This window comes from Bordetella trematum, from assembly GCF_900078335.1.
GTDB classification, from domain to species: domain Bacteria; phylum Pseudomonadota; class Gammaproteobacteria; order Burkholderiales; family Burkholderiaceae_B; genus Bordetella; species Bordetella trematum.
The window spans coordinates 175,922-197,008 of sequence record NZ_FKBR01000035.1; the positions used below are offsets into that span (position 1 = coordinate 175,922).

13 protein-coding genes are annotated in these 21,087 nt (G+C 63.1%); 6 read left to right on the forward strand and 7 right to left on the reverse strand.

Translation table 11 applies throughout. From position 1 onward, the window contains the following. Window positions 1-196 precede the first annotated feature (196 nt). The gene (locus A7V84_RS15505; protein ID WP_025516976.1) at window positions 197-1,177 is read right to left on the reverse strand and encodes a tripartite tricarboxylate transporter substrate binding protein BugE; all 981 of its coding nucleotides are present in this window, start codon (window positions 1,175-1,177) and stop codon (window positions 197-199) included. 218 nt (window positions 1,178-1,395) lie between these two features. Between A7V84_RS15505 and A7V84_RS15510 the strand changes: the two genes are divergently transcribed. After that, the gene (locus tag A7V84_RS15510; protein WP_025516974.1) at window positions 1,396-2,292 is read left to right on the forward strand and encodes an AEC family transporter; all 897 of its coding nucleotides are present in this window, start codon (window positions 1,396-1,398) and stop codon (window positions 2,290-2,292) included. Window positions 2,293-2,311: 19 nt separating this feature from the next. Here A7V84_RS15510 and fumC read toward each other — a convergent pair whose 3' ends face one another. After that, the gene (gene fumC, locus A7V84_RS15515) at window positions 2,312-3,709 is read right to left on the reverse strand and encodes a class II fumarate hydratase (protein ID WP_025516973.1); all 1,398 of its coding nucleotides are present in this window, start codon (window positions 3,707-3,709) and stop codon (window positions 2,312-2,314) included. Window positions 3,710-3,856: 147 nt separating this feature from the next. Between fumC and tsaE the strand changes: the two genes are divergently transcribed. Both tsaE and A7V84_RS15520 read left to right on the forward strand, forming a co-directional pair. Continuing rightward, complete coding sequence (gene tsaE / locus A7V84_RS20820) at window positions 3,857-4,393, forward strand: tRNA (adenosine(37)-N6)-threonylcarbamoyltransferase complex ATPase subunit type 1 TsaE (protein WP_082832921.1); 537 nt, start codon at window positions 3,857-3,859, stop codon at window positions 4,391-4,393. Beyond that, window positions 4,321-5,700, forward strand: coding sequence for an N-acetylmuramoyl-L-alanine amidase (locus tag A7V84_RS15520; RefSeq protein WP_025516972.1), 1,380 nt, complete (start codon window positions 4,321-4,323; stop codon window positions 5,698-5,700). Before tsaE ends, A7V84_RS15520 begins: the two co-directional genes overlap by 73 nt. An 84-nt stretch (window positions 5,701-5,784) precedes the next feature. Here A7V84_RS15520 and A7V84_RS15525 read toward each other — a convergent pair whose 3' ends face one another. Further along, complete coding sequence (locus A7V84_RS15525) at window positions 5,785-6,666, reverse strand: LysR family transcriptional regulator (RefSeq protein WP_038855037.1); 882 nt, start codon at window positions 6,664-6,666, stop codon at window positions 5,785-5,787. A gap of 115 nt (window positions 6,667-6,781) precedes the next feature. Here A7V84_RS15525 and ggt point away from each other — a divergent pair, with 115 nt between their 5' ends. Further along, window positions 6,782-8,536, forward strand: coding sequence for a gamma-glutamyltransferase (ggt, locus tag A7V84_RS15530; protein ID WP_025516971.1), 1,755 nt, complete (start codon window positions 6,782-6,784; stop codon window positions 8,534-8,536). 21 nt (window positions 8,537-8,557) lie between these two features. On the opposite strand, the gene A7V84_RS15535 is transcribed toward ggt, so the two are convergent. Together A7V84_RS15535 and A7V84_RS15540 are read right to left on the reverse strand one after the other, a co-directional pair. Further along, a complete protein-coding gene (locus A7V84_RS15535; RefSeq protein WP_063491495.1) occupies window positions 8,558-9,547 on the reverse strand; it encodes a Bug family tripartite tricarboxylate transporter substrate binding protein in 990 nt (329 codons plus the stop codon). A gap of 58 nt (window positions 9,548-9,605) precedes the next feature. Then, window positions 9,606-11,282 carry an acyl-CoA dehydrogenase family protein gene (locus A7V84_RS15540; RefSeq protein ID WP_033535375.1) on the reverse strand — a complete coding sequence of 559 codons (1,677 nt, stop codon included), beginning with the start codon at window positions 11,280-11,282 and terminating at the stop codon, window positions 9,606-9,608. Between the two features lie 105 nt (window positions 11,283-11,387). Here A7V84_RS15540 and A7V84_RS15545 point away from each other — a divergent pair, with 105 nt between their 5' ends. Then, window positions 11,388-12,299, forward strand: coding sequence for a LysR family transcriptional regulator (locus A7V84_RS15545; protein ID WP_025516965.1), 912 nt, complete (start codon window positions 11,388-11,390; stop codon window positions 12,297-12,299). 6 nt (window positions 12,300-12,305) lie between these two features. Here the strand turns inward: A7V84_RS15545 and A7V84_RS15550 are convergent, their stop codons facing one another. Further along, the gene (locus A7V84_RS15550) at window positions 12,306-13,871 is read right to left on the reverse strand and encodes a ShlB/FhaC/HecB family hemolysin secretion/activation protein (protein WP_063491494.1); all 1,566 of its coding nucleotides are present in this window, start codon (window positions 13,869-13,871) and stop codon (window positions 12,306-12,308) included. A gap of 614 nt (window positions 13,872-14,485) precedes the next feature. On the opposite strand from A7V84_RS15550, the gene A7V84_RS15555 reads away from it, so the two are divergent. Beyond that, window positions 14,486-20,230, forward strand: coding sequence for a two-partner secretion domain-containing protein (locus A7V84_RS15555; protein WP_082832919.1), 5,745 nt, complete (start codon window positions 14,486-14,488; stop codon window positions 20,228-20,230). Here A7V84_RS15555 and purU read toward each other — a convergent pair. Beyond that, entirely contained in the window at window positions 20,227-21,081 is an 855-nt protein-coding gene (purU, locus tag A7V84_RS15560) for a formyltetrahydrofolate deformylase (RefSeq protein ID WP_025516961.1), read from the reverse strand. The two genes, A7V84_RS15555 and purU, sit on opposite strands and share 4 nt — an antisense overlap. Window positions 21,082-21,087 lie beyond the last annotated feature (6 nt).

Consider the following 21,087-nt stretch of genomic DNA (forward strand, 5'->3'; position numbering starts at 1 on the left):
CGCAGCGGCAGGAGGGGTTTGATGCTGTTTCTATCAGAGCGCTGCAATAAGCTGTCCGGCCGGACAAGGTTCGTATTTCAGGGCATGCCTGCCGGCGAGCGCCGGGGGCGGCCCTGAAATACGAACGGCGCTCAAGTTTCCCCGCGGGGCCGGCAGTCGATCGGCTGATCGCTGGCCGGCTGCTGGGGATGCGGGATCAGTCGAGCTTGATGTTGCGCTTTTTCACGACATCGGCGGCCCAGTCGTACTGTTCCTTGATCTCCTTGGCGAACTCTTCAGGCGTGTTGCCCGACGGCGCCGAGCCCTGGTCGGCCAGCGTCTTGAGCACCTTGGGGTCCTTCAGGGCGATCACGGCCGCGTCGCGCAGCTTGGTCACGACTTCAGGCGGGGTGCCCTTGGGTGCCAGCAGGCCATACCACACGGGTTGGTTCAGCACCGGGAAACCGGCTTCGGCAAAGGTCGGGACATCCTTGATGGCGTCGATGCGCTCGGGCCACGCAATGGCCATGGCGCGCAGCTTGTCGGCCTGGATCTGCGGCATCGAGGAAGGCAGGTTGTCGAAGATCAGTTCGATCTGGCCGCCCACCGCATCGGCCACGGCCGGGCCGGCGCCTTTGTAGGGCACGTGGACGATATCGGTGTCGGTCGCCATCTTGAACGACTCGCCCATCAGGTGCAGCACGCTGCAGGTGCCCGAGCTGCCATAGGAGTACTTGCCCGGGTTCTTCTTCAGTTCTTCGAGGAAGCTGGCAAAGTCCTTGGCCGGGAACTTGGGATTGATCGCCACCACGTTGGCGGTATTGGCGAAATTGGTGACCGGCTGGAAGTCCTTGAGCGGGTCGTAGGGCAGGTCGTTCGGGCGGCAGGCCGGGTTGACGGCCATGGTCGACACCGTGGCGATCGACAGCGTGTAGCCATCCGGGGCCGCGCGTGCGGCTTCGGCCGCACCGATGGCGCCGCCTGCGCCACCCTTGTTCTCGACCACCATGGGCTGGCCCAGTTCCTGGCTCATGCGCTGCGTCACGATGCGGGCGATGATGTCGGTGGAACCGCCGGGCGCGAACGGCACGATCACGCGGATGGGTTTCTCGGGGTAACCCGCGGCTTGAACGCCGGCCACGCTGGCCAGGCCTGCGGCCAGGGCGACAGCCTGGGCCAGGGGACGTAGTTTGATCATCATTGACTTCCTCCTGAAGAGCGCCTCCGCGTAGGGGGCTTTGATTTTTTGATTTTCCGCCTGTAGGCGGGTGGAGCTTATTGATGGCGGGAACGACCGTTGCTGACGGCATTTCCCTGATTTGGCGGCGTGCGCCTGACTGCGCAGAATAGCAGTAAACACCCGCAGCGCGGTAGCATTCGGACTCCCCCCTATTTACAATTTTTTTGCGCTGCGTCATGTCCGTCGCTTTACTGGTTTTGCCGGATTTCCTGCTGGTCGCCCTCGGCTGGGCCTTGCGCCACCGGCTGGGATTTTCGCGGGAGTTCTTCGCGGGCTGCGAGCGGCTGGTGTATTTCGTGCTGTTTCCGGCCTTGCTGTTCCAGTCGATTCTCAGCACGCCCATCACCGCCGGCAATGCGGTGCTGCTGTTGCAGGCCACGGCGGCAGTGATCGTCATCGGGCTGGCGCTGTCCTGGCTGGCCGCGCCGCTCTTGCGGCCCGATCCGGTCGCGCTCGCCTCGGCGGCCCAGTGCGGCTATCGCTTCAACACCTACATCAGCCTGGCGCTGGCGGCCAGTCTGGGCGGGCCGGCCGGCCAGACGGTGATGGCGCTCATCATCGGTTTCGCCGTGCCCATGACCAATGTGGCGGCGGTTTACGGGCTGGCGCGTCACAGCGGCAACAGTCTGCTGCGCGAGCTGGCCCGCAATCCCCTGGTGCTGTCCACGCTGACGGGGCTGGCCTGCAATCTGGCCGGCTTCACGCTGCCGGGTCCGGTGGACACGCTGCTGGCCCGGCTGGGCGCAGCGGCCATCGCGCTGGGCATCATCTGCGTCGGCGCGGGTCTGGCCTGGGAGGGCGGCCGAGGCCATGGACGCCTGATTTCCTGGATGCTGGTCGTGAAGCTGTTGCTCTTGCCCGCAGTCGGGCTGGGCGTGGCGCAGGTGCTGGGCCTGCCTGCGCTGGAGGCGCGCATGCTGTTGATTTTCTCGGCCGTGCCGACCGCCTCGGCGGCCTACGTGCTGGCCATGAGGATGGGGGGCGACGGTCGCATGGTGGCCCTGCTGATCTCGCTGGGCACCCTGTTGTCGGCCGTCTCCATTCCCGTGTGGCTGCTGGTGAGCGCGCCCTGAGGCGCGCCCGGCCGCCGGCTTACCTGGCCGGCTTGGCGTTGGTCATGTCGGCAGGCACGACCCATTGGGCAAACTGGGTCTCGGTGACATGCCCCAGCGCCAGCGCCGCTTCCTTGAGCGAGAGGCCTTCCTTGTGGGCCTTCTTGGCGATCTGGGCGGCCTTGTCGTAGCCGATATGCGGATTGAGCGCGGTCACCAGCATCAGCGAGCGATCCACCAGTTCGGCGATGCGTTCGCGGTTGGGTTCGATCCCCTGCGCGCAGTGCGCATCGAAGCTGGCCAGCCCGTCGGTCAGCAGGCGCACCGATTGCAGGAAGTTGTGGATCACCAGCGGCTTGTAGACGTTGAGTTCGAAGTTGCCGCTCGCGCCGCCGATGTTGATCGCCACGTCGTTGCCCATGACCTGCGCCGACAGCATGGTGAGCGCCTCGCACTGGGTGGGGTTCACCTTGCCCGGCATGATGGAGCTGCCCGGTTCGTTTTCCGGGATGCTGATCTCGCCCAGGCCAGAACGCGGGCCGCTGGCCAGCCAGCGCACGTCATTGGCGATCTTCATGGCGCCGGCCGCCAGGGTCTTGAGCGCGCCGTGGGCGAACAACAGCCCCTCGTGCGAGGCCAGGGCCTGGAATTTGTTGGGCGCCGACACAAAGGCCACGCCGGTCGCCTTGGCCAGCGCAGCCGCCACGCGGGTGCCGAATTCCGGATGGGCGTTCAGGCCCGTGCCCACGGCCGTGCCGCCGATGGCGAGCTGATGCAGCGCCGGCAGCGTGGCGAGGATCTGCGATTCGGCCAGATCCAGCTGGGCGACCCAGCCGGAGATTTCCTGGCCCAGCGTCAGCGGCGTTGCGTCCTGCAGGTGGGTGCGGCCGATCTTCACGATGTCGAAGAACTCGGCGCTTTTCCGCGCCAGGGTGGCGCGCAGCGTCTTGAGGGCAGGCAGCAGATGCTGCTCGAGCTGCACGGCGGCCGCCACGTGCATGGCGGTGGGGAAGGTGTCATTGGACGACTGGCCCCGGTTGACCTGATCGTTGGGATGCACCTTGCGGCCTTCGCCGCGTTCGCCGCCCAGGATCTCCGAGGCGCGGTTGGCGAGCACCTCGTTCATGTTCATGTTGCTCTGGGTGCCCGACCCCGTCTGCCAGACCGACAGGGGGAATTCGTCGGGCCACTTTCCGGCGATGACCTCGTCGGCGGCGGCGATGATGCCCTTGGCCACCTCCGGGTCCAGTTCGCCCAGTTCGGCATTGACCTGGGCGGCGGCGCGCTTGAGCTGAGCCATCGCGGTGACCAGCGGCACAGGCATCCTTTCGGTGGAAATGGCGAAGAAATGCAGCGAACGCTGCGTCTGCGCGCCCCACAGATGATCGGCGGGCACATCGATGGGGCCGAAAGTATCTTTTTCGGTGCGGGTCTTCATGGTCACGGCTCCGTAACGGCAACGATGCCCTTCGAGCCAGGAGGGCTCAAACGGCAATGAGAATCACTATTAACCCGAAAGCGTAGCAGAAAGCCGCCGCTTTCTATAATCCAGCTTATCGATTGTTTTACCACCGGCCCGCCGCTCATGTCCGAACCCCTTGCCCAGCTCGATCTGCATCTGCCTGACGAACACGCCACCGATGCGTTGGCGGCTCAACTGGCCCCCCTGCTGGATGGCCATAGCGGTCCGGCCGGGGGCCGGATCCACCTGCGCGGCGACCTGGGCGTGGGCAAAACCGCCTTCACCCGGGCACTGTTGCGCGCCAGCGGCGTAGAGGGACGAATCAAGAGTCCAACGTACGCGCTGCTTGAAAGCTATAAAGTTTCTAACTTATACTTCTATCACTTTGATTTTTATAGACTTAGCGATCCGCGCGAATGGTTGGACGCCGGTTTCCGTGATTTACTGCGTGACGACGCGGTCATTCTCATCGAATGGCCGGAGCGGGCAGGGACACTTTTGCCCCCCCCTGATCTGGAAATCTGCCTCATCCATACCGACCCTGGACGCGACGCAACGCTGATTGCCCATACTGCCAGAGGACAAACATGGTTAAACGCGATTGTCCCTCCGACAGCGGCGCGCCCCTCGCGCCGCGTGCCGCCACGCGCCGACGCCTGATCAGCGTCGCAGCCACGCTGCTCGTTCTGCCCGTCATCCCGCGCCTGGCGCAGGCAGCGAGCATTCTGGCAGTGCGGACCTGGCCGGCCGATGAATACACCCGGGTCACGCTCGAACTCGACCGGGAACTCAAAGCCGAGCATTTCACCCTCGAAGCGCCGCACCGCCTGGTGGTGGATATCGAGGGTCTGACCACCAATGCCGCCCTGAACGAGCTGATCGGCAAGGTGCGTCCCGACGACCCCTACATCCAGGGCCTGCGCGTGGCGCAGAACCGGCCCAATGTGGTGCGCCTGGTGTTCGATCTGAAGCAGGCCGTCGCGCCGCAGCTCTTCACCCTCAAGCCGGTGGGCGATTACCAGTACCGCATGGTGCTGGACCTGTATCCCAAGGTGGCCCAGGATCCGCTGGTCGCCATCCTGAACAAATCCGCCGGCGCTGACGTCGATGACCCGTTGGCCCGCGTGCTGGATGAAATCTCGCGCAACCAGCCCGTGCCCGCGCCGGCGCCGCTGGCGCGCGGCCAGCAGCCGGCCCCCGTGTTGCCCACGCCGGCGCCCAAGCCGTCCACGCCTGCGCCCGGGCGCGCCCGCCGCCGCATGCTTACCATCGCCCTGGATCCGGGGCATGGCGGCGAAGATCCGGGCGCCATCGGCGCGTCCGGCCTGCGCGAAAAAGACGTGGTGCTGCGCATCGCACGGCGCCTGAAAACGCTGATCGACGCGCAACCGGCCATGCGTGCCTATCTGACGCGCGACGACGATTATTTCGTGCCGCTGCATGTGCGGGTCCAGAAGGCGCGCCGGGTGCGGGCCGACCTCTTCATTTCCATTCACGCGGATGCCTGGATCAAGCCCAGCGCCAATGGTTCGTCGGTGTTTGCGCTGTCCGAGCGCGGCGCCTCCAGCACCCAGGCGCGCTGGATGGCCGACAAGGAAAACGCAGCCGACCTGATCGGCGGCGTCAACCTGGGCAGCCATGACCGTCAGGTCGCCAAGGTGCTGCTGGATCTGTCGACCACCGCGCAGATCAATGATTCGCTCAAGGTCGGCACGGCCTTCCTGGACGAAATCAAGAAGATCAACCGGCTGCACAAGAACCGGGTCGAGCAGGCTGGCTTTGCGGTGCTCAAGGCGCCTGACATCCCGTCCATCCTGGTCGAGACGGCCTTCATCAGCAACCCGCAGGAAGAGGCGCGGCTGCGCAGCACGGCGCACCAGGACAAGCTGGCCCAGGCCATGCTGACCGGCATCCAGCGCTATTTCACGGCCAATCCGCCGCTGGCCCGCCTGGGCGACGTCAGCTGATCCCGCCGTCGCCGGCGGCCTGAATGCACGAACGGCCCGCGCCCCCCTGCAAAGGAGGCGCGGGCCGTTTGCATCGGGCGCGGGTCAATGATCCAGGTCGCGGCATTGCCGCCGCAGGCGTTCGATGAAATCGTGGCACAGCGCCGGCAGGGGGTCGCGGCTGCGGGTCAGCAGCGCGATGGGCACGCGCAGCGCCGGCTTCAGGGGGCGCAGGCTCATGCCGGGACGCAGCATCACGCGCGCCGTGATGGCATCCACGATGGCCTGTCCGCAGCCAGCCTCGACCAGGGCGCAGGCCACGTAGTGGGTCTGTACCTGGATGGCCACCGGCAGCGACAGCGCCTGGGCATCCAGCGCCATCTGCAGCGCCGCGCCCGAGGCGTCGCGCGCATCCAGCACGATGAGGGTGTCGTTGCTGAGCGCCTCCAGGCCGATCGGCCCCTGGCCGGGTTCGCGGCTCAGGTGCACCAGCTGGGTGTGGCCGAGTTCGCTGCGTGTCAGGCCCGGGAGGTCTTCGCCGGTGTCGAATGTGATGGCCAGATCGAGTTCGCGCGCCAGCAGCCCTTGCAGCAGTTCGGCGCGGTGATAGGTATGAATGTCGAAGGTCAGGCCTGGGTGATCCTCGCGGCTGGCGCGCACCGCGGCGGGCAGCAGCCCCAGGCCCAGGGCCGGCGCGCAGCCGACCCGCAGGTGCCCGTTGGGGTTCTCGCGCAGCGATGCGGCCAGGCGCCGCACGCTGTTGAGGTTCTGGCTGACGCGGCCGACCTCGGGGGCCAGTATCTCGGCCTCGCGCGTGGCGATGAGCCTGCCTTTGATGCGCTCGAAGAGCTTGAAACCCAGCTGGGCTTCGGCATGTGCCAGCAGTTTGCTGGCGGCGGGCTGCGAGATATGCAGGGCGGCCGCGGCCTCCGTGAGCGAACCGGTGCGGCGGATGGCTTCGAAAACCTCGATATGGCGCAGGCGCATGGCAGACACGGGAAGCAAATGATGGATTCTATGCCGGAATGCGCCGGGCTCTTTCCCGGGGCCGGCAGGCCTGCGGGATAAGATGGGCGCTGGTACGACTCTTGGCGAGGGCATCATGGCGTTTCTTTCTTTTCTGCCGGATTGCCGGCGTGCGCTGGCAAGCGGCCTGGCGGCCACCCTGCTGCTGGTCGCTGCGCCAGCCCTGGCGCAGGATCCCAACCCCGAAGCCGGCAGCGGCTACCAGGCCAAGCCGCTGGCGCTGGCGCAGCGCTACATGATCGCCACCGCCAATCCGCTGGCCAGCCAGGCCGGCGAGGCCATTCTGGCGCGCGGCGGCAGCGCCGTGGATGCGGTGATCGCCGCCCAACTGGTGTTGAACCTGGTCGAGCCGCAATCGTCGGGCATCGGCGGAGGGGCCTTCATGCTCCATTACGACGCCGCCGATCATGGGCTGATCGTCTACGACAGCCGCGAAACCGCGCCGGCGGCCGCCACGCCGCAACGCTTTCAGCAGGCGGGCAAGCCCGTCGCTTTCCGGCAGGCGGTCAACAATGGGCTGTCGGTGGCCACGCCGGGGCTGCTGCGCGGGCTGGCGATGGCACACGCCGATCATGGCCGTCTGCCCTGGGCCGAGCTTTTCACGCCTGCCATCACGCTCGCGGAGTCGGGGTTCGCCGTGTCGCCGCGCTTGCACGCCATGATCGGGGCGACCCCCGAGCTGGCCCGGCAGCCGGCCGCCGCGGCCTATTTTTACGGCCCTGACGGGCAGCCCTGGCCGGTCGGGCACGTGCTGCGCAATCCGGCCTTCGCCGATCTGCTCAGGCAGATCGCCGTGGGCGGGCCGGATGTTTTCTATCAGGGGGACGTGGCGCGCGATATCGTCGCGGCGGTCGCCGCGCATCCTCAGCCGGGCGATCTCAGCCTGGCGGACCTGGCCGCTTACCATGCCGAGCGCCGTGAACCGCTCTGCGGCCGGTATCGCGCCTATCTGCTCTGTGGCGCGCCGCCGCCCAGCAGCGGCGCGCTGGCGGTGCTGCAGATCCTTGGCCAGCTGGAGGCCTATCCCTATCTGGGGGATCCGATGTCGCTGCGCGCCGTCCACGGTTTTGCCGAGAGCGGCCGGCTGGCGTTCGCTGACCGCGACTTCTATGTGGCGGACCCCCGTTACGTCGAGGTCCCGGTGGCGGACCTGCTGGCGCCGGCTTATCTGCGCCAGCGCGGCGCTCTGATCGACCCGGCGCGCAGCATGGGCCGCGCCGAACCGGGCGACCCGGCCCGTCTGCGCGGGCAGCGCGGCGCCGGCGCGTCCCTCGATCTGCCCTCGACCACCCAGCTGGTGGCCGTGGATGCCGAGGGCAATGTGGTCTCCATGACCTCCACCATCGAGTCTGCCTTCGGCAGCAAGATCATGGTGCGCGGGTTCCTGCTCAACAATGAAATGACCGATTTTTCCCTGCGCGATCGCGATGCGCAGGGCCGTCTGGTCGCCAACCGGATCGAGCCGGGCAAGCGCCCGCGCAGCTCCATGGCGCCGATGATCGTGTTCCAGTCGGGTCGGCCCTGGCTGGCGCTGGGCTCGCCCGGCGGCAGTGCCATCATCAACTACGTGGCCAAGACGCTGGTGGGTGTGATCGATGGCGGCCTGGACATCCAGCAGGCCATCTCGCTGCCCAATCTGGGCAGCCGCAATGGCCCGACCGAACTGGAGCGTGGCAGCGCCCTGCAGGCGCTGGTGCCCGGGCTGCAGGCGCTGGGCCATGAGGTGAAGCTGCAGGAGTTTCCCAGCGGCCTGCAGGGCATCATGATGCGCCACGGCCGCCTGGAGGGCGGGGCCGACCCGCGCCGCGAGGGCGTGGCCCTGGGGCGTTGAGGCGGGCGGCCGCGCCCGCGATCAGTCGATCGAGATATCCGCTTCGCGGATGAGCTTGCCCCACTTGTCGACCTCGGCCTCGATGAATTGCTGCAGCCCTTGCGGGCTGCGGTCGCTGGCCGGCACGATACCCTGGCGGGTCAGGGTTTCATTCACCGCGGGGGCATCCATGGCCTTGACGAAGGCCTTGTTCAGGCGCTCGACGACCTCGGGCGGCGTGTTCTTGGGCGCCACGATGCCGAAGAACACGCTGACGTCGTAGCCGGACAGGCCTTGTTCGGACAGGGTGGGCAGGTCAGGCAAGGAGGCCGATCTCTCGGCGCTGGCCAGCCCGATGGGACGCAGCTTGCCGGATTCCACGAAAGGCAGCGCGGTCAGGATATCCGTAAATGACATCGAGACCTGGCCGCCCACCAGATCGTTGAGTGCCGGGCCGGTGCCTTTGTAAGGGATGTGCAGCAGCTGCGTGTTGGCCATGCGGTTGAACAGCACGCCCGCCAGATGCGACGAGGCGCCATTGCCCGAGGAAGCGTAGCTGAGCGCATCCGGCTTTTTTTTCGCTTCGGCGATGAGTTCCTGCACATTGCTGGCCGCCACCGACGGATGCACCACCAGGATGTTGGGCAGGTGGCCGATGCGGGTGATGGGCGTGAAACTGGTGCGCGGGTCGTAGCCCTGGTCTTTGTAGAGGCTGACGTTGATGGCCAGCGGGCCGGACGTGCCGAACAGCAAGGTATAGCCATCGGGCTTGGCGCGCGCGACGTACTCCGAGCCGATGTTGCCGCCGGCGCCACCCCGGTTTTCCACCACCACGGTCTGCCCGAGTTCGTCCTTGAGGCCTTCGGCCAGGCGGCGCGCCATGGCGTCGGTCGGGCCGCCGGGCGGAAAGGGCACCACCAGCGTGACCGGTTTGTCCGGAAAGGCCGCATGCGCGGCGCCGCCCAGCAGGCTGGCGCCCAGCGCCGTGGTCAGGCCGAGACGGCGCAGGCAGGTGAAGAAGGATGAGGGCATGGTTGTCTCCGTTGTTGTGCAACCCGCAGCGGATCGAGCCGCTGCGTGGTTTTCAAAATCAGGCTTGCGCCTGAATGACGCGCAGGTTGCGCGCATCGTCGTCGTCTTCGGCGGCACACGGATCGCGTGGCAGCAGACGATGACGCAGGACCTGGTCGGCCAGCAGGTTGCGGCCGGCAAGGGTATCTGTTTTGGCTTCCCAGCGCATGGCGGCCAGGGAGACGACGTGATAGAGCGCCGAGGCTGCCTGGCGCGCCAGTTCGTCGCGCTGATCGTCGGCGGCGCGTGCGGCCAGCGCAAAGGCGGCGTCGATGGCGCGATGCTGGGCGTCGGCCAGTTCGGCCGGGCAGGGCTGGCCCTCGGCCAGCAGCGACTGGACATGTTCGCGCAGGGCCGGCAGGGCGGCTTCGCGGCGGATGGCGCGCAACACGTCCAGGGCGACGATATTGCTGGTGCCTTCCCAGATCGAGCCCAGGTGCGCATCGCGCATCAGGCGCGGCTCGACCCACTCTTCGATGTAGCCGCAGCCGCCGCGAACTTCCATGGCATCGCCGGTGACCTTGCGGGCATCCCGGCAGGCACGGAACTTGATCAACGGCGTGAGGATGCGCGCCAGCGCGGGCGAGGCCTGGCCGGCTTCGGCCCGCGCCAGCGCCTGGGCGGTCTGGTACATGACGCTGCGGGCCTGTTCGGTCCAGAGCATCATCTTGGCCAGCTGTCGGCGCATGAGCGGCATGTCGATCAGGGCGCGGCCGAAGGCGCGGCGTTCGCGCGCCACGAACAGCGCCTCGGTAAGGGCGCGACGCATCAGGCCGGCGGCACGCATCCCGTTGGACAGGCGCGAGTTGTTGATCATGTCGGCCATCTGCTTGAAGCCTTTGCCGCGCTCGCCGACCAGCCAGGCGCGCGCGCCTTCCAGGCGGATTTCTCCGCTGGCCATCGAGCGCGTGCCCAGCTTGTCCTTCAGGCGCAGGATGCGATAGCTGTTGAGGCTGCCGTCGGGCAGTTCGCGCGGCAGCAGAAACAGCGACACGCCCTTCAGGCCGGGGTCGTCCTCGCTGCGCGCCAATACCATGGCGAAGCCGGCGTCCGGGTTGGAACAGAACCATTTGTCGCCGCTCAGGCGCCACATGCCGTCCTCGCCCGGCTCGGCTTCGGTGGCGGTGGCGCTCACGTCGGAGCCGGCGCCCTGTTCGGTCATGAACATGGCGCCCTGGCGCAGGGTGTCGAAATCCAGGCTGGTCACTTGCGGCACCACCTGGTCCACCAGGGCCGGATCGCCGTAGCGCTTGAGTGTGCGGGCCAGCGAATCGGTCATGCTGACCGGGCAGCACAGCCCGAATTCGGCCTGCACGAAAAGATGGCTCAGCGCATACTTGGCGGCAGCCGGCATCGGCTCGGGCCAGCCCAGCACTCCCCCGCGATGCGACAGCGCCGCCAGCCCGAACTCGCTATAGGCCAGCCGCTCCAGTTCGACATAGGCGGGGTGTTTCTCAATGCGCGACTCATCCACGCCGCTGCGATGCCGCACCGACAGCGTGGGAGCATGGTGGTCCGCCACCATCGCCAGCTCATCCATCAGGCCGCCCGCCAGCGCGCCCAGCCGGCTCAGGTGCGGCTGCAGGTGGGCAAAGAGCGGCTGAGGCAGATACCGCGCCGCCATGGGGGCGGCATAGGGATCGGCGTCAAAGAGGTTCTGGCCCCGGGAGTCGGGGACGGCGGTGATGGTTTGCATGGCGATTCCCTCCAGCATGAATGCGCGCCCATCTTCCTACCTCTTATCTATTCGACAAAATACTGTTTTAATGTTGAACTATCCAAATTAAATATCAATACACGCATGGAACTCCGTCTGCTGCGCTATTTCATTGCCGTTGCCGAGGAGCGGCATTTCAGTCGGGCGGCGCAGCGCCTGCATATCTCTCAGCCTCCGTTGTCATACGCCATCCGCCAGCTGGAGGATCAGCTTGGCGTGCGTCTGCTGGAACGCAGCAGCCGCCACGTTGCGCTGACTCCGGCAGGGCAGGTGCTGTACGGCCAGGCGCTGGCCTTGCTGCGCCAGGCCGAAGAGGTCGGCCTGCTGGTGCAGCGGGTCGATGCCGGGTTGCAGGGGCGTTGCCGCATCGGCTTCGTCGGCTCGATGCTGTATCGCGGGCTGCCCGATGTGCTGGCCGCCTTGCGCGCGGCCATGCCGGGCGTGGAGCAGGTGCTGCAGGAACTGAACTCCAACGATCAGATCGAGGCCTTGCGGCGCGGCGAGCTGGACCTGGGCTTCGTGCACGCCAATCCCTTGCCGCCGGAGGTGCGCGGCCTGGACCTGATGGCCGAGCCCTTCGTGGTCTGCCTGCCGCAATCGCATCCCATGGCGGGGCGGCGCAAGGTCGATCTGCGCGAGCTGGCCAAGGAAGACTTTATTTTCTTTGCCCGCGAAGCCTCGCCCAGTTACTACGAAACCGTGCTTTCGCTGTGCGTGGGCGCGGGCTTCTATCCCGCGGTGCGTCACGAGGTGCGGCATTGGCTCAGCGTGTGCGCACTGGTGTCGCAGGGTCTGGGGGTTTCCATCGTGCCGGCCTGCATGATCCGCAGCCGGCTGGCCGGCACCCGCTTTCTGAACTTCGACCACGAGGCGCGTTCGCGCAGCCAGCTCATCTGGCCGGCCCAGCAGGCCACGCCGCTGGCGGCGCGCACGCTGGAGATCGTGCGCCGCCATTTCGCCTCCCTGGGCATCGGCGCGGACGCCGAAGCCGAGTAGGCGCGCTCAGAACTGGGCTTGCAGGGCCAGGAAGACGCCGCCGTCGGCCTGGTAGCCGACGTTACTGCCGATGATCTTCGGCCAGTAGAGTTGCAGCCGGTTCTGGCCGATCGCAAGGTTTACGCCCAGGGTCAGGCTGCTGATGTAGCGGCCGTCGGCGCGCCCATGGTCCAGGCCCACAAACGGCGAGAGCGTGCCGACTGCGACCCAGCCGCGGTGCAGGCCGGATGTGCTGATGTCGTAGGACAGCGTGCTGGAGAGATTCAGGCCATGCTCGCCCGACAGGGGGGCGGCATTGAACGGCAGCCGGGTCCGGGTGGACGAGCCCGGATAGAACAGTTCGGCGGACGGCAGGCGCGCCTGGCCCAGGCGATGCTGCGTGTTCAGGCTGAGACGGTAGCGCCAGTGCTTGAAGAGACGGTCTCCCAGCTCGGCATGGGTGCGCAGCGTATTGAAGATATTGCCGCGGTCATACTGAAAAGCACGACTCAAGGTGACCGCGCCGCTGGCATAAAAACTGTTCCGGCGCTGCGAGAACCCGCTAGAAAGCTCGGCCAGTCCGTAACGATAGGTTTGCGCCAGGATACGGTTGTTGTTGATCTGGAAACGTGAATTGTTGCGTCCGATGCGCAGTCCGTAATAGATCAGCGTGTCACCGTTGACGTAGTTACTCTTGAGCCCCAGACCGTAATTTTCAGTGAAACGCTGGGCCTGCAACACGGATTTTCCCAGCTCGATGAAACTATGGTCACTGGACTGGTTGTAATCCAGGGAAAGATCCATGCCCAGAATCGGCACCGAGAAATAGCCGTTGTAGGCGGAGAAATTGCGTGCCTTTACCGCCGCCAGGTTGTTGCTGTAGGTCAGGCCGATACTCTCGTTCAACTTGAGCAGATCACTGGCCAGGACTGAAATGCTACCGTTATAGCCGAACAAGTCCTGTTTGTTGAAATTGTTTAAATTGATAATAGTCGTAATCCGGGAGCGTGGTAGCTCGGAAAATGACAGATAGATGGTGTTGTTTACATTGGCTACGTCAGCCTTGTAAGTCGACTCGCCTTTGTTATTGAGCTGGAAAAGCGCTAGCCGCAACTGGTTTAAACGGAAAAAATCCCCCTCCCGGATATACAGGATATTTTTGAGCTGGAGGCCGTTGCCCAGCACTTTGACTGGCAGTGGCTGGAGTTCGAATTCAGGCCCGACGGCGGCAGAGCGGGGGCTGATCTGGATCCGAAAGAACAGGTAGCCCTGAGACACCATGCGATCCGCGATGGCGCGGATCAGCAGATCGCGGGACAGGCCCGTCTGCTCGTCAAGCCAATCCGAGCCCAGCAAGCCAAGGATGCGCGGCCCGAACGCCGGCGCGGTCCAAGGCCCTCGATAGCTGTTTTCAATGGTGTAGAGCGTCGTCGGATCAAGGTTGGCCAGGGTATCGGCCGGGGCGCTCCGATAGGTTGCTTCCGCTAAGTCGTTGGCTTGCTGGCTCCGGTTGACGCTGCTTCTGGCCGCGTTCTGTATGGCTTCACTGATGCTCTGCTCGACGGGTTGCGCCAAGGTCGCGGAGGTGGTCATGGACAGACAAGCAAGAAGTGCGCAACGAATTTTCATGGCGATAGCGGGCGATGACAGATTCCTGGTGGGCCGGGCGAAACAGCCAAACAACGCATAAGCGCGAAGAAATAAATGAAGAGACGCGTGAACGGGCGCAGACCAAGGGGGGAAGATCTGAGCGGTCTCAACGGACCCGATAAACCGGGTCAATGAGGCAGGATGTGGTGTGCCGACCGCTTTAAGAGAGGTGTGCGCGATGCGTGGAGGGTGTCATTGAGGCCGTGGCGTCATGCTCTGGCAGTTGTTAATTAAGAAGCAATGATTAATCAGTCGTTCACCTCTACCTGACGCCCGAGTCCAAATAAGACAAAAAGAATGTTCTTCTGTTGTTTGTTGAGGTTTTCAATGTTTTTTTGGGTTTGTTTTATTTATCCCGGGTTGGGATAAATAGTGATTTTTCTTCTTTATATTTTCGAAAAATCCTACGCGCAGGCATATGTCAAGTCCGGATAATGCAGCCGACTCTGGGGAATGCATCCTGACCTTTTCCGGCTGCGTCGATATTGGTGACAGGGTTTCCGCCATAATCCTTGACGGACGGTCAGTGATCGAGCTGCCCGCGTGGAGCTTTAAATATGAAGCGTCGAAGAAAACAACCCACCTGGAATCAGCTGTCCGGTTTGGCATTGGCGTTAAGCGGCTCAATGGCAGTCTATGCTGATGTGATCCCTGAAAATGGAAGCAGCGTTAGCAAGACGGGCTCGGTTACACAGATCGATATCCTCACGCCTGACGATAAAGGCACGTCCTACAATCGATTTTCATCGTTCGATGTAATCGGGCTGGTGGTCAATAATTCCAAGCACAATACGGAAAGTCAGCTGTTGGGCGGCGTTAAGCGCAATCCCTCTCTTTCCGGGGGGGAGGCGCGCTCAATCATTCTCGACAATATTGGGGATGCCCCCACGAAACTGAACGGCCTGGTCGGAATTGCGGGCGCTAATGCTGATTTGTTGATGGTCGGCCGCAACGGAATTTCCTGTAACAGCTGTGGGTTTATTAATGCCAACAATGTTACTTTGGGTGCTGGCGACCTCGAGCGAGACGAGTATGGCGCGTATCGTTTGCGAGTCGGCGGGGCTAAAGACGGCATCCAGATTCGCGGAGCGGGTCTGAGTGCGCCGGACAGCAATATCAACCTCGTTGCTCAGCAGGTCGAGTTGTTGGCTCCGGTATATGGAAAGGACGTCGCTTTTACAATTGTCCGTGGTCTGTACGGATTGAAGGATCGTCGCAGCGAAGATATGGGCGAGGCCTTCGATGCTACATTGGGTGATTATGTCGGGGTGCCCAATGTTCTGGCCGACGGTGATATCACCGTTTACACCAATGCTCGCAAGTTGGATATGAAGAATCTGACTATGTCGACGACTGGTGGTATCTCCGTGACATCCGCTGGCAGCAAAATTGAGATTGTTTCGGGGAAACTGATTGCGAATGAGGGCATGGCCCTCAAAGCGGAATCGGTGGCATTGCGAAAGACGTCGACAGACTCCAGCTCGTTGTCGATAGACGCGGATAATTTACAAACTTACGGTTGGTTCGGTGTCGCGCATAAATTCGATGTAAAGGCGCGCGATGGGCGTCTGGAAGCGAGCTCTTTCGACGCTGGCGAACACGTCAATCTGGCCGTAAATAACCTGAACGCAGTTTCCTTGAACATCAAAGGTAGTCTCGATGTTTCGGCGGATCAGGCCATCTTGCAAGGGATGAGTGCCGAAGGCCAGCAGGCACGCATCCGCGCCGGGTCTTTCCGCATGACTGGCGGGGGGCTGACTTACAAGGCCTTGAGCGCAGAAGGGTTTTCGACGCTTGATTTTGGCGGCAGTGCCTTGCGCTTCGATGAACTTACGCTGGCGACCGGCAGTTCCAGTTCCAGCGTGCGCCTGGCTGCGGGCACGACGCTGATGACGCCCGAGCTCGTATTGAAAAATGCTGACCGTTTCGAAAATGGCGGCGTGATTTCGCTGCGCGATGGTCTGCAATTGTCAGGGGTGGCCCGCATCGAGAACAGCGGAAGCATTGCAGCGGCTTCCGCCAGTGTAGACAGTGGCCGTGCGGGCGGTGACGCACGTACACCGGTAGCAGTGCTCAATACCGGAAAGCTCGACTTGCGTGGCGATCTCCGCATGACAGGCCTGAGCAGTTTCCGGAGTGAGGGGGAGATCCGAGCCTCGACTTTGGTTCTGGATAATCAGGCCGAAGATGTTGCTGCGCGCAACGTCGCTGCCTTTGTCAATTCCGACAATATCATTCTGACTGGCGATATGCGTCTGGCTGGTGTTGCCCAGGTTGACAACAGTGGCAAGATTGAGGCGGCATCGGTATATGTCGCCAAGGGAGGAGCGGAGAGCGGTGCCACTCCGGTTTCCATGACCAATTCCGGCAGCCTGAACTTGCGGGGCGGGCTGCAGGTGGTTGGCGTTAAGGACTTTCGGAATGGGGGCGGGCTCCTTGCCACGAATCTGACTCTGGACAACCTCTCCGAGAGCGTTGCCACGCGAAACGCTGCGACCGTAATCAACACCGGTAGCCTTGTCCTGACCGGAGATATTAAGGTGTCGGGGGTTGGCCATGTTGAAAATAGATCCAGGCTTGAGGGGAAATCATTACAGATACGTAAAGGCGGTTCCGAGGGCGATGCGGTCGGGGTGGTAGTGACGAATGCAGACTCGTTCTCTTTGCGGGACCAGATACAACTGGTCGGCCTGAGCCGTTTCCAGAATGATGGCAAGATTCTTGGAGCCGAACTGACCTTAGATAATCAGGCAGAGAGCTTGGCTGCGCGCAGTGGCGCCGTGTTCGAGAATAACGGAGACATGGCCCTGACGGGTGATGTGCTGCTGACAGGTGTTGGTAGCGTGCTTAGTACGCGCAATCTGCGCGCACAAGGTCTGACGGTGAACAACGCTGGTCAGGCACTGACCACGCCCATGGGGCCTGTTTTTGAGAACCGCGGTGATTTGCAGCTTGGCGCCCGATTGTCGCTGTCTGGCGTGGCCCGGGTTCAAACTACGGGCACGTTGCGTGCTGATTCTCTGCTGTTGGATAACGCTACCGAAAGTGCAGCATTGCGCAATGCTGCGCACTTCGAGAGCAACGGCAAGGTGCTGATAAATCAAGGTATACGACTGACTGGTCTGAGCCGCGTGAGTAATGCCGGCACCATCGAGGCCGGATCTTTAGCCGTTGGTAAAGGCGAAGCAGTGGCGGGTTACGATGGCGTGGCATTGTTTGAAACCCGGGGGGCTATCGCGTTGCGAGAGGGCATGACCCTGTCCAGCGTCGCGCATGTCAAGACGGAGAGCAGTGTGCGCGCCAAATTCCTCGATATCGATAATGGCTCGGACAGCGCCGTTCGACGTAATTCTGCTGCTTTCGAGAATAGCGGGAATATGGCGCTGGTTCAGGGCCTGAATGTGACCGGTGTTAATCGCCTTGTGAATCGAAGCATTATCCAGGCCGCCACACTAACCGTGGGGAAGGGTAGCGCAACCGCCGGCCTGAAGGATGTGGCGAGTTTCGATAATAGCAGCGACATTGCCCTTACCGGGGGAGCGACCTTCCTGGATGTGGAGCGTATTACCAACAGCGGCGGCATTGTTGCAGCATCGCTGACGGTCAATGGCAATACCAATGGCCTAAGCAACACTGGCAATATCGATGCGGCCGAAGCGCATCTCAACCGGCTGGGAGAGAGCACCAATAGCGGGCGTTGGAGTTCAAAACTCATCGCGCTCAACGAGAGCGGCAAGTTTGTAAACAGTGGCGACCTGACCGGCCGGCAAATACGGATCGCTGGCGGACAGGGCTTGGACAATCAAGGGCGCCTGGAAGCGACAGATTTTGATGCACGCAATGCGATGCAGTTGACCAATGCCGTTGCCGGACAATGGTCGACCACCAACGTCCTGACCTTGTCCGGTCTCACTTCCTTGCGCAACCAGGGGCGCATGGTGCTTGGCCGGCTGGAGGGAGAGCGGGTCGTTACGTTTGATAATCAGAGTGAGTTGTCGTTGTTGCGTGGCGGCAGCCTGCAAGGCGATACGTTTTCCAGCACACGCAATCTGTATGCAAGGCAGGCGCTGACGGTCGATGTCGATCGTGCCGATCTGAGCGGTGATCTGGATGCCGCAACGGTTTCTCTTATGGCGAAGACGGTCGCCATGAGCACGCTTAATGCCAAGCTCGCTGCGTTGACCGTCAATGCGAAGACTTCCCTCGACTTGCAGCAGACGCATATACAGTCCGAAGGCCTCTTGGCGATGGAAACGCCCAGCTTGGCCGTCAGCCGCAACAGCAGTTTGCAGGCGGACTCGCTGCAGGTGCTTGCCGCCCGGCAGCGTTATGACAACTTGGATGTCAGGGCGCGTAACGCCTCCTTGCATGGGCAGGATGCTCATAGCACTCTGGAGGCCCAAAACATGCACTTGCAGGCAAGCGCTTCGCTGGATATCCGCGATCTGGCATCGCTGGACCTGACCGGGAATCACCTGGGAGGGCAGGCGTTGAATATCCGTGATGTCAAAAGCCTGAGCACCAAGGCCGACTCCACGCTTTCGTTCGTGCAGGCGGAAATTTCCGGGGTCCAGACCTTGACCAATGCTGGAGTGCTGGGTGCGGATGACCTGACTCTCAATCGGATTGCACGGCTGGACAATGGCGGCAGCCTTGTGGCGGCTAAAACCACTGTGATGTCAAATGTGACGGCATTGAACAACACCGGTGAGTTCTTCGCCAAGCAGACGAGCGGTACGGGTAACGACTCTGTCGAGAACCGCGGGAAAATGTATCTGAATGGTGGTCAGATGTCATTTCAGCGCTGGGACAATCAGGCGACTTTGCTCGGCGAAAATGCCGTGCTTGCCTACACATCTTTGACAAATCAGGCGTCGGGGACGATTGGCGGTGCTGGTACTTTGACCGCCCTGGGGAAAGAGGGCAGCAGCTTGATCAATCATGGGCGCATCGAGTCGCGTGGCGATCTCGATTTGCTGGGGCAAACCTTGCAGAACGCCGGCGCGCTTGTAGTGCACGGCAACTTGACGCTGGGCAGGCGCGCGGGAGAGTTGGATTCCGCCACGGTCAGTTTTCGCAATCAGGTCGGCGGGGGGAGCGTAATGGTCGGTGGCAACCTGATTGCAGGGGTCGACCAATTCGATTCCAAGGCTACATTTTCGACGCAAACGGAACGCAGGACGACGACCGAGTTTCCAGCATCGGGCACCTATGGGTCATGCAAGTCGAGCGGTATCGGTTCGTGTCGAAATGACGTTAATGTGGTGGGCAAGGCGTCGCTGGTGTGGTACGGCAGCGCGGGTACCATTCCCGTATACGGCATACTTGGGCGTAATGGCGCGAATGTGACCACCACCACCACCAGCATTAACCGCAGTACCTATCGTGACGCGCCGATTCGCGTGGGGGGTAATCTTCATGCCAGTGGGAAGGGCTCGGGATCGTACTTTGACACGTATGCTGCTACCTTGGATGTAGGAGGCACGGCATCGAAGACAGGTTATTCACATGTCAACGATAACAGTTATGGCGAAACTACCCGGGTCGAGAAGGCCTACTTTACTGACATTTACTACTGCTATTCCGACGTGGCCTGCGTCAATCCTAACGGGAACAACAAGTTCGTTAGGAGAGAGAATTCCAGCAGGGACGGCTTGAGAAATTCTGACGTGACTTCTACCACGGGCCATACCGGCGGCTTGAGAACCGTTGCCATGGCGAACACGCCGACGCCTACGGTTGATTTGCCGGCGGGTTCGCGTACGGCCGCTACATTGCCCGGGGCCACCGGGGTAACCGTCGATCTGGCCAGTATCAGTGTCGGGGCTGCGGTGCCGGCGGCCGCAGTGGTCACCACCACCCCGTTGCTTGAAGGTCCTGCGCGCCCGCCGGCGCCTCCCATGCCGGCAGTGCCGGTATTGGCGGGCATACCCGTGTTGCCGCAGGCCCCTGTGATCTCAGGATTGCCGGCGGATTGGGTATCCAGCGGCGGCACGGTGGCGCAGCCGCAGCCTGCGCAACGCCCCCTGACGGTGCAGGCATCCGAGTTCGTCTTCCCTTCGATTCCCGGCGAACTGCCAGCAGAGCAGAAGTTGCCGGTGATCACTGATGATGAGGAAGCGCGCTTTGACGACATTCGTCGCATCCGTCCGCGTGAGGATCGCGAGAACCGCTCCTGCTTCAGCGTGTTCCAGGGCGACGATATGACCTCGTTTACCAACAACCTGACACGGCCCGTTCCGAATTGCGAAACGCGGGTGATTTACCCCGAGAGTCGTGTCAGGTTGCGGCAGCGGCCCTAGCGGAACACCACGGTCTTGTTGCGGTTGAGCAGGATGCGGTGTTCGATGTGGCTGCGTACGGCGCGTGAGAGCACCAGCGACTCGATGTCGCTGCCGACCTGGGTGAGGTCCTGGGCGGTCATGGTGTGGTCCACGCGTTCGATGTCCTGCTCGATGATGGGGCCTTCATCCAGGTCCGAGGTCACGTAGTGCGCGGTGGCGCCGATCAGTTTGACGCCGCGCGCATGGGCCTGGTGGTAGGGGCGCGCGCCTTTGAAGCTGGGCAGGAAGCTGTGGTGGATGTTGATGGCGCGGCCGGTCAGGGCCTGGCACATGTCGGCCGACAGGATCTGCATGTAGCGCGCCAGCACCACGAGGTCGATGCCCTCGCGCTCGACCAGCTCCAGCACCTGGCGTTCCTGGTCGGCCTTGGTATCAGGCGTGACCGGCAGGTGATGAAAGGGAATGCCATACGAGGCGGCCAGGCCGGCGTAGTCGTTGTGGTTGGAGACGATGGCGCCGATCTCGGCCTGCAGTTGGCCGCTGCCCACCCGGAACAGCAGGTCGTTGAGGCAATGCCCCTGCTTGCTCACCATGATGAGCAGGCGGGCCTTCTTGTGCGCGTCGTGGATCTGCCAATCCATGTCGTAGCCGTCGACCACCTTGGCAAAGGCGGCGCGCAGGGCATCGGGCTGGCCGTCGGCGGGCAGGCTGAAGTGCACGCGCAGGAAAAAGCGCCCGGTTTCTTCATCGCCGAATTGTTGCGAGTCGAGGATATTGCAACCCTGTTCGAACAGCAGGCCGCTGACGCGATAGACGATACCCGTGCGGTCAGGGCAGGACAGGGTCAGAATATGATCGTTTTGCTGCATGTTCTC

What these genes read in the sequence shown, in the direction of transcription:
- purU (WP_025516961.1), bottom strand. Translation starts at nt 21,081, where the DNA reads ATGCAGCAAAACGATCATATTCTGACCCTGTCCTGCCCTGACCGCACG.
- A7V84_RS15545 (WP_025516965.1), top strand. Translation starts at nt 11,388, where the DNA reads ATGGAACTCCGTCTGCTGCGCTATTTCATTGCCGTTGCCGAGGAGCGG.
- A7V84_RS15535 (WP_063491495.1), bottom strand. Translation starts at nt 9,547, where the DNA reads ATGCCCTCATCCTTCTTCACCTGCCTGCGCCGTCTCGGCCTGACCACG.
- A7V84_RS15520 (WP_025516972.1), top strand. Translation starts at nt 4,321, where the DNA reads ATGGTTAAACGCGATTGTCCCTCCGACAGCGGCGCGCCCCTCGCGCCG.
- A7V84_RS15555 (WP_082832919.1), top strand. Translation starts at nt 14,486, where the DNA reads ATGAAGCGTCGAAGAAAACAACCCACCTGGAATCAGCTGTCCGGTTTG.
- A7V84_RS15540 (WP_033535375.1), bottom strand. Translation starts at nt 11,282, where the DNA reads ATGCAAACCATCACCGCCGTCCCCGACTCCCGGGGCCAGAACCTCTTT.
- A7V84_RS15505 (WP_025516976.1), bottom strand. Translation starts at nt 1,177, where the DNA reads ATGATCAAACTACGTCCCCTGGCCCAGGCTGTCGCCCTGGCCGCAGGC.
- ggt (WP_025516971.1), top strand. Translation starts at nt 6,782, where the DNA reads ATGGCGTTTCTTTCTTTTCTGCCGGATTGCCGGCGTGCGCTGGCAAGC.
- A7V84_RS15510 (WP_025516974.1), top strand. Translation starts at nt 1,396, where the DNA reads ATGTCCGTCGCTTTACTGGTTTTGCCGGATTTCCTGCTGGTCGCCCTC.
- A7V84_RS15525 (WP_038855037.1), bottom strand. Translation starts at nt 6,666, where the DNA reads ATGCGCCTGCGCCATATCGAGGTTTTCGAAGCCATCCGCCGCACCGGT.
- tsaE (WP_082832921.1), top strand. Translation starts at nt 3,857, where the DNA reads ATGTCCGAACCCCTTGCCCAGCTCGATCTGCATCTGCCTGACGAACAC.
- A7V84_RS15550 (WP_063491494.1), bottom strand. Translation starts at nt 13,871, where the DNA reads ATGACCACCTCCGCGACCTTGGCGCAACCCGTCGAGCAGAGCATCAGT.
- fumC (WP_025516973.1), bottom strand. Translation starts at nt 3,709, where the DNA reads ATGAAGACCCGCACCGAAAAAGATACTTTCGGCCCCATCGATGTGCCC.